This window comes from Arthrobacter sp. P1_D12 (genome assembly GCF_056406175.1).
On the sequence record NZ_JBFUAR010000011.1, the window covers coordinates 1 to 11,927 of the forward strand.

Sequence of the window (11,927 nt, forward strand, 5' to 3'; positions counted from 1 at the left end):
ATTCCTGGAGGAAATCAGCGACGCAGGAGCGCCGGAGGGAAATTCCTGCACCGCAGGCCCCGGTGGAGCTTGCGGAACCGGGGTTAGACGGGGTGGAGCGGACGCCTAGAATCCGCAGGACAGCAACCAAAAAACGTCGCAGACGTAAGGAAGGGCCAGGGATGACCGGAGCCCTGCGACGGACAGCACTGGACCCCACAGCCGGCCGCGCCAGCGGACGCCCGAAAGCAGTGTCTCTGGACCCGCGGTGCACGCCAGCCGGGCCAGGGGTTTCCCGTTCCGCCTTCGGCCCCTGGACCGTTGAGCGGGCGGCTCATTCACTTCGTTGTCACCGGCGGCTGTTAGGGTCCGGGCATGGATGAACTGTTGTTGGGACCGGGCCCCGCTGCTGCACGCGACATGTCGGACCGGGCCGGTTTCGACGCCGGCTTCCTCAGTGTGCCGGTGCCCGTTCCGACCCTGGCAGGGGTCGAGACGGTCCTTCTGCCCTACACGCATTTCTCGGTGCTCATGCGGCTGGACAAACGCCTGGCCGCGGTGACGGCCCTGGGGATTGACGGGGCGAAGCTGATGGACCTGGACCGTTCCGGTATCCAGTGGCGGCTCGATCCCCGGCTGGGCGAAGACCAGCAGACCGGCGAGAGGGTCTACGCCCGCAACGATATCGACCGCGGCCACCTGGTACGCCGGGCCTCAGCCGTCTGGGGCGAGACCCGGGACGAGGCCGCCAGGGCCAACGAGGACACCTTCCACTACACGAACGCAGCGCCCCAGGCGGCAATGTTCAACCAGGGACTGGGCCTCTGGCTCGGTCTGGAATCGTACCTGCAGGACAACGCAGCCGACAACGGCCGGCGGCTCGTCGTGTTCACGGGCCCGATCTTCAGTGACACCGACCCCGCCTACCGCGGTGTGAATATTCCGCTGCGGTACTTCAAGGTCGCCGCTTTCCTCCATCACGGGGACCTCGCCGCCACCGGCTATATCGTGGACCAGACACCCGAACTCGCGAACCTGCCCGACGTCCCGCGGCCCGGCGCCATCGACGAGGCTCCCCCGCTTGGCCCGTTCCGCACCTTCCAAGTCCCCGTCCGAGACATTGCAGCCCTGACAGGCCTGAACCTGGACCAGCTCGTGGCCGCAGACCGAATGCCAATCTCCCGCGCCCTGACCACCGCACCAGTCACCTCCACCTGGAGACGGCTGAACTCGCCGCTGGACCTCGACCTGGACTTCGACCTCAACGGCACGGACTGACATCCCCCGACCTGACCTAACCCGGCACCGGAGCCACCCCGGCAAGGCAGGCTCCCACGGTGGCAAAAGCAACAGTTTGGGCACGGCAAAGACCTGCGACGGCCGCCCACACCAGACCGGGCAGCCGGCCGCGTCAGCGGGCGGCCATAAGCAATGCCTATAGGCCGGGTGCACCCCCGACTTGCGGGGAGGGCCGTGGCAGGATGGGGCCCATGGACAGGCGGTTGCGGCGCGCCCCGGACGCCGAATGGGTGCTGATGTACCGGCTCGGGCTGAGCCGGCAACGCATCGCTGCCCTCGTCCGCGCCGAACCTGCCGCCGTCGGATACCACCTGGCCATCGCCCGCCGCCAGGATCCGGGCCTCGAGGCCGAACACCACGCCGCCGCACCCATGCCGTACCCCCCGCCCACGGATCTCGCCCGTATGGATGAGGTCATCGCCTGGGTCACGGCCGAAGGCCGGCTGCCTGAAGGCCGTTCCGGCGACCGCGGCGAACGGTCCATGGCGCGGTGGCTGTCCGAGCGCCGGCGCGAAGCAGCCGAAGGCACCCTGAACCCGGCCTACGGCTCCGGTCTCTTCCGGGTGCCGGGGTGGCTGGAGAACCGCAGGGAAGTTGAGGATGATGCCCGCTGGCACCATCGCCTCGCCCAGCTCGTGGACTTCCGGGAGGAAGGCAACGACTGGCCACGCCACCGGAAGACCGACTCGGACCGTGAACACACCCTCGGGGTGTGGATCCACACCCAGCGGTACAAACGCCGCCGCGGCGAAATCGACCCTGCGAAACTCAAACTCCTGGACGACGCCGTTCCCGGATGGCAGGTAGGGAGGACCAGAGGCCGCCCTCCCCGGCAGTAGCCGCTGGTTGTGCCCATTGTGGGCAGGCGGAGCCCTGGCGAAGCTCAAGGCTGTCCACACTGGGGGTGCAACCGGCTGTAATGTCGGTCCCTGCGTGCAGAGTAGTTCACAGCGGCTTCTTCCAGGCCGCTTTTTACGGCCGCACATGTTAGAACACACTTTCCCAACAGAAAATATGCAATCGAAGATCAGTTCTAGACTAATGATATGAACCCGGAGCAGGCGAGCCGGCTGCAGGCGCGGTATGCGCGGCGGGCGTCACCGATTGGGCTGACGGTGGAAGAGCTCGATTTCGAGCACTTTCCGTCCAAGAACGGGTTCCCCGGGATCCCGGTGAAGGCGTGGATCCGGTTTCCGAACTGCGCCGAGCTGGTGGACGGCGAGGTCTACGCCTGGACGGCCAAGGCCGTCGAAGTGACGTGGAAAGACGGTCCGGTGACCTACCGGACCTGGGTGTGGAGTTCGGCGGTCACCCGCCGGGAAGAAATGATGACCAGGAACTTGGGAGAGCGCGTAGACCGTGACAGCAGTAGCGAATGAAACAGCCCTGGACGTTGCCGTGGACGTCCGGTTCACCCCGGCCGACACACCCCTGGCCGTCCGGCACGAGGACCGCATCTGGGCCGTGGCGGCCGATCCGGTGCACTGGTTCACACGGGACGCCTGGTGGGACACCCGGCGCACCGCTGCCGTCGGCAGCGGTGACCTGGTGAGCATCGAATACTGGCGCATCCAGGTCCGCCTCGGGTCCTCAAACTCCGCGCTGCGGACCTTCACGCTGCGACGGAACCCGCTCTCGACCCAGTGGTTGCTGGAAGACATCAGCGACTAGGCCACGGCGACAATGAACACCCAGCCGATCGGCGATCAGACCTGGGAAGGGATCCGGGCAGAATTTACGCTGCCTACTTTGGAACAGGTGCGCCGCCGGCTCTCCGAGTTCATCGAAGACCCCGAACCAGTCATGCGCCAGCTTGTGCGCATTTTCATCGACGACGGCACCTTCTGCCCGGGATTCCAGTTCCTCCGCGGCGGACAACTCCACCCCACGGTCGTTGCGCTCTTTCAACGAGCGCTGGAGCTGCAGATCCCGCATAACTACTTCACGCTCTGGATGGTCACCCCATCCCGGGTCCTTGCCGGAGCACGCCCCGTCGACCACCTGAAAGGCGGCCCCGCTCACCTGCTGCGCGCGCTGGAATCCTACCGCTGGCGCTAGCACTCGCTCTTGACCGCGCTGGCGCGGTGGGTAGCGTTGGCCCATGGGACTCATCTACGACAACCCCGACCTCGCGGCCCTGACGCTGACGCGGCTCGCCGCGGAAGAATCCGAAGGACCCGGCGCCCTGGAAGGGCGCATGCTCGACTATCTGGACGGCTTGGAACAACGCAACGGCACGCCCTACCTCGAGCTGGTGGCCATCACCCTCGCCCGGGTCCACTTCAAAGCCCTGGACGACCTGGCCCGGGCCACCGGCGAGGATTCGGCAGCTTTGCTGGACGTTGCCGAGGTCGAGGCGCTGGAAGGCCTCGATGGCGGTAGCTAGACCGCCGTCTGGGTCCGGGCTGCCGACCGGCCTTGTCCCGCCGCTGAAGGTGGCCCTGGCCCGGCCCATCACGAGGATGCCGCGAGCTGATGCGTTGCCCGGGAGTCTGTCCTATGAGCCCAAATGGGACGGTTACCGGGCCGTGGGAATCCGTGACGATAGTGGGGCCTCATTGTGGTCCAGGCAAGGCAAGGACCTGACCCGTTACTTCCCTGAACTCGTTGCCGCCATCGCATCAGACATCCCTCCCGGGTGCGTGGTCGACGGCGAAGCGGTGATCTGGGCCGGGGGCAGGCTGGACTTCTCCGCATTGCAGCAGCGCCTGGGCGCCGGCCCTAAGACCCTCCCCGGACAGGTTCGGCAGACTCCGGCCAATTACGTGGCCTTCGATGTTCTGGCCGTGGCCGGACATGATGCGAGGGCACTGCCCTTCCGTGAGCGGCGGGCGCTCCTGGAAGAACTGGGCCGCGGGTGGGAGCCCCCGCTGTCGCTCTCCCCCGCCACCACGGATCCGGACGAAGCTGCCCGGTGGTTTGAAGACCTGCCTCGCACCGGGATCGAGGGACTGGTCATCAAAGGCACCGACCAGCCCTACACCCCGGGCGGCCGCTCCTGGCTGAAGCTCAAACACAGGGAAACCGTGGAAGTGATCTGCGGGGCGGTCATCGGACCGATCACCCAGCCCCGGGAGGTCGTGGCCGGCCTCGTTCTGGACGGCGAACTGCGGATCGTCGGCCGCTCCACTCCGCTGAAAACAGCCGCCGCCCGTGAGCTGGCACGCTGGCTGGAACCGCCGCGGCAGGTGCATCCGTGGCCCGAGACGGTGAAGGGCACGGCCCTGGACCGGTTCAACCGCGACAAAGAACCCGTGACGCTGACACTGGTGGAACCAGTGGCCGTTGAAGTCTCCGCCGACACCGCCTGGTCAGGCCGGTCCTTCCGGCACCCGCTCCGCCTGCTCCGGGCACGGCCGGAACTGTCGGCGGCAGATATCGGCCTTCCGCCGACGCTCGGACCCCCCACTGAATAAGATGCCGTGGAAATTGTCAGAGACCCCTGACAAACTGTCTGTCAGGATTGCCTGACAGAAGGATGTGGTCATGGGCTGGGTATCGAACGACAACGAACATGAGGGCTGGGCGGCCGCCGTCGCACCGGACGGGCGCTTGTCCTCATCATCATCTGGCGCAGGAATGCTCGTGGAAGGCACCACCGGCCGCTACAAGCCGGACAAGATCTTGCCCGGCCACGAAGTGGTCCCGGACAGCGAGATCATCGGCTGGCGCGGAGCCTGCAGCTGCGGCTGGCGAGGCGAGATGTGGGAACGGGTCACATCCCCGGCCGCCGCCGATCTCACACACCGGCGGGACTACGTTCCCCCACACGAATTCGCCGACGCTTCCAGCAAGGTCGAAGACGCCATCCACGACGAGTGGAAAGCCCACATCGCACCGTCGGAAGCGGTCCTCGGTGTGGAAGCGGCAGCGCGTGAATACCACCAAGCCGGCCACCGGCTGGACAAGACAGTCGCGGCCGCGAAGGCCGCAGGGGCATCCTGGGCCGATATCGGCCGCGCAGTAGGCATCAGCCGGCAGTCCGCACACGAACGCTGGGCCGACAAACAGTGAGCCTAAGCTCAATCACACTGTGGGTGGTCCTGGCTCAAGCCGCCACCCCCGGTCCGGACTGATGCTCTTCCATTCGCTTTTCACCTGTCCACTAAAGGGGACGAGACACCCTAGTCACGGCCCGAGTATTCAGGCAAGGACGGCGTCTCAGCTCCGACGAATCGGACCCCAAACTACAGCCCAACTGTCTGCACACGGGCTACGGTATTTCCGAACAACAAACTCGGAAGGTCCTTATGCACCCAGATGCCCAGCACCAGCGACCCACTCAACTTGAGGGTCAGACGTCCATTAATGACTACATCGCCCCAACTCCGGCGATAATTCCGGTCGAATTGAGACAACCAACTGACGTTGAACTGGCCACCTTCCTAACAGGAGAGACGCCCTAGCCTACGTGCAGCGCGCGTCTGCCGACTATCTGGGGTGAAGAGACAGACAGCAGCTCTAGCCGGATGGACTTCGACGCGTTACCGAGCCCCGCAGGTCCTAAGTGCCTGCTAAACGACGTGGCAATAAGTCGACTTCAACAGCCAACATCCACTCACCGTCTCCAAAGCGGATCTCGAACACTTGCATCCCCTTCGGATCAGCGCCTCTTGAGTGAGCCTCAAAGTAAGGCCATCCATCTCGGGTTTGTGCCACCGCGTCCCGCGTCTCGACAGCATAAAACCACCCCAGCGGTTCCTGCTGCGCGCCCATTGGCCACTTCCTTCAACTGTGCCTGGGAGTGATCCCGTCGGCCAGCATCACATTCTGGCTCAGGTTATATCGGGATTTAGACGGCGAGATCCAGAGGCAGATCGGCTATGTCCTTTAAGCGCTTGCCCTCAATCATCATGGTAAGCAGTTCGACGGCATCGCCATGCCCGACGTCTTCGACGGATGCCACCAGTTCAGGTAGTGCGAAGTGGTAGACGCAATCAATGTCACCCGTTCCAAGGGCCACGGAAGCAATCCGTGAGGGAAGTGGCTCTCCGGTAACTACTGTGATGTGTGGAAGCCGCCCCTTCCGGTTCCGGATAAGGTTGAGCGCCTCCGACCGCGAATTCTGAGCCCTATCGCTTCGGATCGTCCATTTGCATGAAACGACTGCGTGGAGGATTCGGCGCTGTTGGTTGAAGGAACGTAACGGTGTATGCAAAGCGATGGAGTCATCAATCAGAAGGTCGTCTGCATTGATGACGGCATCATCCACCGGCGCTCTGGATACAACAACGTCGGGGGCGATTGCATACCCGTTGCCCAGAACGGCCCGCAGCTGCGGGTTGGTTTTCACCGCGAGATCCAGATCCACGAGGTGAGCGTATTGCTCGTACACCGCGGCTTGGGCTGCCGAGCCTCGTCCGCTGACCTTGCGAATGTCCCATTCCCCAGGTCTGAGCATGCCAAGACGGGGGAAGGTTGCCGACACGAAGTTGGCGCATGCCTGTTCAAATCCTCCGCCGGAGGTCTGACCTGCAAGACGCTCGCTGACCGTCTCGACTTTCAGCGCCGTAGCAACACGTTGGGCGTACTGCTTGCTGGCTTCGTTGCTTCCATCAGCGTTGCTGGGGATGCCCGCCGCATTGACCGACAGGATGCCGCTGTTAAGTAAGCCGGCATGAAATTCCCTACGTGCCTCCGCGAAGGCTGCTTCAGTCTGCTTCACTACGCGACAGCGTGCAGTCGCCGTGTTGCTATGGCTTTGTGGATCTGACGGCCCACAGCGGCGGCTACGGGCGGCGGGAAAGCGTTGCCGATCTGGCGGTACGCCGCAGTCTTACGGCCGGAGATCTGCCAGTCATCCGGGAAGCCCTGGATTCGGGCCGCCATTCGTACAGTCAGGCGCGGCATGCCCTCGTGGTCTGCGCCCGGCACGTCGTCGGCTATGGTCCGGCCTTCCACGCCGAGCGAGGCCCATGCGGCACGAGCGCGGGTCGGGCCTAGATCCGGCCCGCCGTGCTTCTTAGAGCCGCCAACAAGAGTGGGTGCGATCGAAGACGCCCGGGCGGCCCACTCATCGGCACCCTCCCAGCCCTTGGAAGCCATGAGGTCCTTCAGGAGCTCGCCCACGGTGGGCGGCATGATTTCGCCAGGAACTGGCCAGTGAAAGTGCTCTGAAAGGTCGTTACGGATGCCGACAAAGACAACGCGGGGGCGAAGCTGGGAAACGCCGTACTCCGATGCGTTCAGAAGCCGCCAACCGGGCGTGTATCCCAGTTTCTTCAGTTGGGACTCGACGTCTTTACGGTATGTGTCGAAGACCGCGTCCAGGAGGCCGCGAACGTTTTCCAGCATGACGGCTTTGGGGCGGATCTCGTCGACGAGATGGATCGCTTTGGGAAAGAGGTTGCGCTCGTCCTCGGCGCCCAGTTGCTTTCCGGCCTTCGAGAACGGGGGGCAGGGCACGCCCCCGGCCAGCAAGTCCACACCCTCGTAAGGCTTACCGGACCAGTCGAGGAGGTCCTTTTCCAGGACATTCCACTGGGGGCGGTTCATGCGAAGCGTTTCGCATGCTGGGGGCTCGATTTCGACCAAGGCTTCATGCCCGAAGCCCGCCATTTCCAACCCCAGGGCTTGTCCCCCAGCCCCTGCACAGATCTCGACTGACGTTAACTCTTCGGCCACTTCGTTCCTCCCGCTGATTGCGCCTCTAAGACTACCTTGGGGGGACCCGCCGACATTCTCACGCGCCGGGGCCGGAGACCATCACTTGGAGTTTTTCTATGAGTTCAGCGCGCTCTGTCGGGGACAGACGCCGAGTGTCGTCGTAGACCACGTCCAGCTTGTCCCGCGAACGCTGACCAGCCAGGAGCCAGGACAGGATCCTTGCCTTTTCGGGCCTCTTGAGATTGGTCACGTCGGGCAGAACCTCTTGGAGGGACTTTGGCACCCGGATTTCTTGCCGCGATGGCTCGTTGCAGGGTTTGCATTCCGTCTGCAAGTTGTCGAGGTCTGAGCTACTGCCGCCGTGGGCGTTGGCGATTCTGTGCCCCACGGTCATGACAGCCGAGGAGCCTGGTTTGCCCGGGTATTCCTCCCCACTGCCAACATTGCAGACCCGACAGCGACGTCCGTCTCGTTCGAGAACGCGGCGTTTGACAGACTCGGAAATGTTATTGCTGGAGGCACGGGGTGTGCCTAGGCCGGGATGCCAGCCGACCGTCTGAATTTTGTAGGTGCCGACCGGGATGCTGCCGTCGTCCTTGTTGCTGGGGATCACCCAGCCGTCACGCGATCGCAACTGACGTAACCGACGGTTTAGGTGCTCGTCGTCGTTGGCGACGTCCGAGCCCAGGGCCGCACGAAGCTCACGCATAGTGAACGTGGTCCCGATAGGCCGATTGAACGCCAGCCAAGCGCAGATTTTCAGTTCAGCGCCGTATTCCATCTTCTTGCCGGGGTGCGTAACGAGCTCCCACCAGAGGACTCCGTTCGGGGCGTACGCTTCGGGCGGGTACTCGTCGACGAGTTCGGCAGACATTCCTAATTAATAGCCGGCGTTTGCAAATACTTTGGATAAGTCCGCGAATCGGGGTCGTGCCCCACCAGCCTGAAATCAGCGCCGAAGTGACGGACGCTTCAATGGCCTCAACCCAGTCGCGTTCAGTGATCGTTTGTTCCGTCTACTGCGCCGCTGTCCTGGCCAACACTGAGTGTCAGTGACACCGAATACAATCATGACGTGGGGGACGAGGAAGTTTTGGGGATTCATATGGACTACGACAGGTGGCAGTCAAAGCTGTCCGATGAATTTTTCCCGATGAACCAACCCGATGAACCCGTCATTATGTTTCTCGATGATGAAGAAATGACGCGGATTTGCCCTCTCCTACCTGATCCTGTGGAGTCGCTGCGCTCGGCTGTTCTCGCGGAGCTCCGGCAAACCGACAAGTCAACAATATTCGAGCCTATCGACCGGCGGCTCGCCTCCTGGAGGAAGGGTTCGCAGGATCAACCCCCACCGTGCCTGCCTCTGTTGGCCGCCACCGTCATCGCAGGATCCAGAATGCGAAACGACGGGAAATTCTCCTCTGCCGCTTATTACCCTCGGCTGGTCACCCTGATGACGTCCGGTACAAACAGACTCACCGCCACGGGTATCCAGAAGCACTTCGATGTAGTTGCCGAGATGTGGCAGACACTCGATACCTGGATAGAACGAAACCACGACCTCTTAGGCCCGAGCACTATCCGCACTCACGACACCTTCAACAAAATCGGCTATCCGCTTTCGCAAACCGTGTTGAAAGCGTCCGACCGGGATCGGTTGTCCGGTTTTTTTGACCGGCTCCGTGTTGATCGGAACCACAGGTCGTCACCGGATCAGTTGTTGGCCCTACTCCGCCTGTGGCTGGACAAGCCACGGGGATTCTCCACGGCATTCGTGGACCTGGTTCAAAAAGGCTCTGGAAATCCATTGCTCTTGGCGGTGATTGCCAAATTAGCTGCTGAGCAAAGTTCCGGTCCGACTGCGGCCAAGGGCCGGGTGCGTTTGGACCTGAGCCTGTGCATTGACCCAGAGGACTGGTCGATCAGCTGGGTGATCCCTGTTGATCCGCGGTTGGAAACGGACGAGCTTAGGCAGGACAACGGTTCACTCTTCTCAATCCAAAAACCCGATTACGGTTCTGTCTACGACGTTGTACTGGGCAGCCTCCCCCAAAGCGCTAATCTGATCAATCACCGTTTTCGGGCAACAGGAGCCCGATCTGTCCTGACCAAGAATGTGCGTCAAATGTGGATCTTGCGCATCGACCCTTCATCGGGCCACTGGCAGTCGGTGCCAGACGCCACTCCGGACGAGCCCCACCTGTTCGTTGTGCAGGACACCGATGTAGCGGAAATGGAAGAGCTTCTCACCAAAAGTGCCGCGTCCGGGTACTGGAAGCTTCGCGGCAAGGTCCTCCCAGGATGGGCCGTATATGTAGATGTGTCCCTCGTGGAGCCGATTGACCTGTCAGCGGCAGGGTCGTTCAACAGCCTGGGCCAGCTCCTGAAGCCACCTCCCAGCTCTCGGCCCAAACTCGCGAACGGTCTTGAGTTGCGGACGGATGTCGGGGGCCGCCACTACCTGCTGGGGGGCGAGCCGGATGTGCAGCTCCCAGAGGAATCTTCTGACGAGTACGTTCACGTCGTCCTTGACAACAGACTGCCCGGAACACGAGTGAAGGCCAACGGTTCCCTCTTTCCCCTTCGGCTCGCCGGACCCTTTACGCAGGGGAAGCACTCAGTTTCTGTCGCTGATTTCACCTTGGATTTTTTCGTCCACTCCACCGGTTCTGCCGCTCAGTGGGAGGCGGCGCAGACCAAAGGTCACGACGATGTCATGCCTCCCGGTCCTATGCCAGAAGCGGGGGCTCCCGAGTATGTGCTCTGTAAACGGGGACGGGATGCCGCTGTATGGTTCGTATATTCCTCGGGACTGGTACGAAGGTGTGGTGAGCCTCCTATTCCCTCCTTCGTTACAAGTCTCGGATTTCCCGAGTCCTACCAGTGGAAAGTCTCTGTCCCGAAGGGTACAACCTGGGTTTTGACTGAACGGGCAGGAAAGTTTTCGCAGCCCCAGCGGATTGCGACTGCCCCACCGAACTTCGGATCGATAGATGGTCCGGCCCAGGCTTTTTGGCGCCGGGCCGCTAGGGAAACCATCGGTAACCCGGACCGCTTGTGGAGATCATATTTGTCACAGTCAATGGAGGACAGCATCTATGGACGGTGATCTCGTCTTAGAGTGGTTGAGTTTTCGTGGTCATGGCCGCATTTCTGACGTGACGTCATCAGTCGCCGCGTTGATGACCGGCCTTCCGCGGGCCAGAACGAATGCGGCTCGAGCGTATCTGCGGCGTCTGGAGGTGCTGGGGCATCTGGATTTGTTGTGGTCGGAGAGCAAATGGCGAATTCGACCAACAGTGTTGACGCAACTTCCAGGGTCCTCGGCGTTTGCATTGGTCATCGGCAAACGAACAGCGGAACTAGAGGACCGGCTTGAAGAGGAGGCGGTTCTGCACAAGGTGGGACCCCCGAAAATCGGGACAGCGGCGCTCGGCGACCCAGAGATCCTTCTCCTTGAATACGACAGTGAAGCAGAACTCGGCGAGGTGGCCGCCAACGTAGGAGCATCGTTCATCCCGTGTGCTGCTTTGTCGGTAGCAGCGAATCTTCCTCTGCTTGGTCCCGGGCCTCGATCAGCAGGACCCAACACTTTCGGGTCAGCAGTTGAGATGTTCAACATCTCCCAACGGGAGTTCACTCACGTTGAGGCTTTTCGCCGGGATGGACTGTTCAGGCAAACGGTGAACGGACGGTGGCAATACTGGTTGTTCAGATCTGGACTCTGGTCCTCAGTCGGCTATGCGGAAGGTATGTGCCTGACCATGTCCGAGGTGGACAGCAAGTGTCTCCAGTTGAAGATCCTCGAAGACGTCGAAGATCCCATCGGGACACTCCGTGTCAATGCCACCCTCCCGCTTCCGGTGCAACACCGGCAAGCGCTGGCCCTGTGTAGCGGGGTCAGCCCCGTGAGGCCTCCGGGCGGAGCGTGGACCTATGAAAATGTACCCAACTCTGTTGCTCTAGCCGTCGCTCGATCCATTCACCAACACCTGCAAGTGCGCTAGAGCATATGCAGCGCTCCCGCTCGTTCTACAGAA

Annotated in this window: 14 protein-coding genes; 10 read left to right on the top strand and 4 right to left on the bottom strand. The window is 62.4% G+C overall.

What is annotated here, in order from left to right; genetic code table 11:
- Window positions 1-354 precede the first annotated feature (354 nt).
- The 8 genes from AC1DZV_RS09815 to AC1DZV_RS09850 all read left to right on the top strand — a co-directional run bounded on the left by AC1DZV_RS09815 (window position 355) and on the right by AC1DZV_RS09850 (window position 5,292).
- The gene (locus AC1DZV_RS09815; RefSeq protein ID WP_476953571.1) at window positions 355-1,257 is read left to right on the top strand and encodes a DNA/RNA non-specific endonuclease; all 903 of its coding nucleotides are present in this window, start codon (window positions 355-357) and stop codon (window positions 1,255-1,257) included.
- Between the two features lie 212 nt (window positions 1,258-1,469).
- Window positions 1,470-2,117 (top strand): helicase associated domain-containing protein, encoded by a 648-nt coding sequence (locus AC1DZV_RS09820; protein WP_476953572.1) that lies wholly within the window; start codon window positions 1,470-1,472, stop codon window positions 2,115-2,117.
- A 207-nt stretch (window positions 2,118-2,324) separates the two neighbouring features.
- The gene (locus AC1DZV_RS09825) at window positions 2,325-2,657 is read left to right on the top strand and encodes a hypothetical protein (RefSeq protein ID WP_476953573.1); all 333 of its coding nucleotides are present in this window, start codon (window positions 2,325-2,327) and stop codon (window positions 2,655-2,657) included.
- On the top strand, window positions 2,638-2,949 hold the full coding sequence (locus tag AC1DZV_RS09830; RefSeq protein ID WP_476953574.1) for a hypothetical protein: 312 nt from the start codon (window positions 2,638-2,640) through the stop codon (window positions 2,947-2,949). The genes AC1DZV_RS09825 and AC1DZV_RS09830 overlap by 20 nt, the downstream gene beginning before the upstream one ends.
- Before the next feature lie 12 nt (window positions 2,950-2,961).
- A complete protein-coding gene (locus tag AC1DZV_RS09835; protein ID WP_476953575.1) occupies window positions 2,962-3,336 on the top strand; it encodes a hypothetical protein in 375 nt (124 codons plus the stop codon).
- Between the two features lie 43 nt (window positions 3,337-3,379).
- Window positions 3,380-3,664, top strand: coding sequence for a hypothetical protein (locus AC1DZV_RS09840; protein WP_476953576.1), 285 nt, complete (start codon window positions 3,380-3,382; stop codon window positions 3,662-3,664).
- A 76-nt stretch (window positions 3,665-3,740) separates the two neighbouring features.
- Window positions 3,741-4,694, top strand: a complete 954-nt coding sequence (locus tag AC1DZV_RS09845) for an ATP-dependent DNA ligase (RefSeq protein WP_476953630.1) — start codon at window positions 3,741-3,743, stop codon at window positions 4,692-4,694.
- A 70-nt stretch (window positions 4,695-4,764) separates the two neighbouring features.
- The gene (locus AC1DZV_RS09850) at window positions 4,765-5,292 is read left to right on the top strand and encodes a hypothetical protein (protein ID WP_476953577.1); all 528 of its coding nucleotides are present in this window, start codon (window positions 4,765-4,767) and stop codon (window positions 5,290-5,292) included.
- 489 nt (window positions 5,293-5,781) lie between these two features.
- Here the strand turns inward: AC1DZV_RS09850 and AC1DZV_RS09855 are convergent, their stop codons facing one another.
- The 4 genes from AC1DZV_RS09855 to AC1DZV_RS09870 all read right to left on the bottom strand — a co-directional run bounded on the left by AC1DZV_RS09855 (window position 5,782) and on the right by AC1DZV_RS09870 (window position 8,758).
- On the bottom strand, window positions 5,782-5,994 hold the full coding sequence (locus AC1DZV_RS09855) for a hypothetical protein (RefSeq protein ID WP_476953578.1): 213 nt from the start codon (window positions 5,992-5,994) through the stop codon (window positions 5,782-5,784).
- Window positions 5,995-6,070: 76 nt separating this feature from the next.
- Complete coding sequence (locus AC1DZV_RS09860; RefSeq protein WP_476953579.1) at window positions 6,071-6,943, bottom strand: NgoMIV family type II restriction endonuclease; 873 nt, start codon at window positions 6,941-6,943, stop codon at window positions 6,071-6,073.
- Complete coding sequence (locus AC1DZV_RS09865) at window positions 6,943-7,902, bottom strand: DNA cytosine methyltransferase (protein WP_476953580.1); 960 nt, start codon at window positions 7,900-7,902, stop codon at window positions 6,943-6,945. Before AC1DZV_RS09865 ends, AC1DZV_RS09860 begins: the two co-directional genes overlap by 1 nt.
- A gap of 58 nt (window positions 7,903-7,960) precedes the next feature.
- The gene (locus AC1DZV_RS09870) at window positions 7,961-8,758 is read right to left on the bottom strand and encodes an HNH endonuclease (RefSeq protein ID WP_476953581.1); all 798 of its coding nucleotides are present in this window, start codon (window positions 8,756-8,758) and stop codon (window positions 7,961-7,963) included.
- Between the two features lie 201 nt (window positions 8,759-8,959).
- Between AC1DZV_RS09870 and AC1DZV_RS09875 the strand changes: the two genes are divergently transcribed.
- Both AC1DZV_RS09875 and AC1DZV_RS09880 read left to right on the top strand, forming a co-directional pair.
- Window positions 8,960-10,996, top strand: a complete 2,037-nt coding sequence (locus AC1DZV_RS09875; protein ID WP_476953582.1) for a hypothetical protein — start codon at window positions 8,960-8,962, stop codon at window positions 10,994-10,996.
- Complete coding sequence (locus AC1DZV_RS09880; protein ID WP_476953583.1) at window positions 10,986-11,894, top strand: hypothetical protein; 909 nt, start codon at window positions 10,986-10,988, stop codon at window positions 11,892-11,894. The genes AC1DZV_RS09875 and AC1DZV_RS09880 overlap by 11 nt, the downstream gene beginning before the upstream one ends.
- Window positions 11,895-11,927: the final 33 nt, after the last annotated feature.

Coding starts and splice junctions, on each gene's coding strand:
- AC1DZV_RS09815 (WP_476953571.1), top strand. CDS start 355: ATGGATGAACTGTTGTTGGGACCGGGCCCCGCTGCTGCACGCGACATG.
- AC1DZV_RS09820 (WP_476953572.1), top strand. CDS start 1,470: ATGGACAGGCGGTTGCGGCGCGCCCCGGACGCCGAATGGGTGCTGATG.
- AC1DZV_RS09825 (WP_476953573.1), top strand. CDS start 2,325: ATGAACCCGGAGCAGGCGAGCCGGCTGCAGGCGCGGTATGCGCGGCGG.
- AC1DZV_RS09835 (WP_476953575.1), top strand. CDS start 2,962: ATGAACACCCAGCCGATCGGCGATCAGACCTGGGAAGGGATCCGGGCA.
- AC1DZV_RS09840 (WP_476953576.1), top strand. CDS start 3,380: ATGGGACTCATCTACGACAACCCCGACCTCGCGGCCCTGACGCTGACG.
- AC1DZV_RS09845 (WP_476953630.1), top strand. CDS start 3,741: ATGCCGCGAGCTGATGCGTTGCCCGGGAGTCTGTCCTATGAGCCCAAA.
- AC1DZV_RS09850 (WP_476953577.1), top strand. CDS start 4,765: ATGGGCTGGGTATCGAACGACAACGAACATGAGGGCTGGGCGGCCGCC.
- AC1DZV_RS09855 (WP_476953578.1), bottom strand. CDS start 5,994: ATGGGCGCGCAGCAGGAACCGCTGGGGTGGTTTTATGCTGTCGAGACG.
- AC1DZV_RS09870 (WP_476953581.1), bottom strand. CDS start 8,758: ATGTCTGCCGAACTCGTCGACGAGTACCCGCCCGAAGCGTACGCCCCG.
- AC1DZV_RS09880 (WP_476953583.1), top strand. CDS start 10,986: ATGGACGGTGATCTCGTCTTAGAGTGGTTGAGTTTTCGTGGTCATGGC.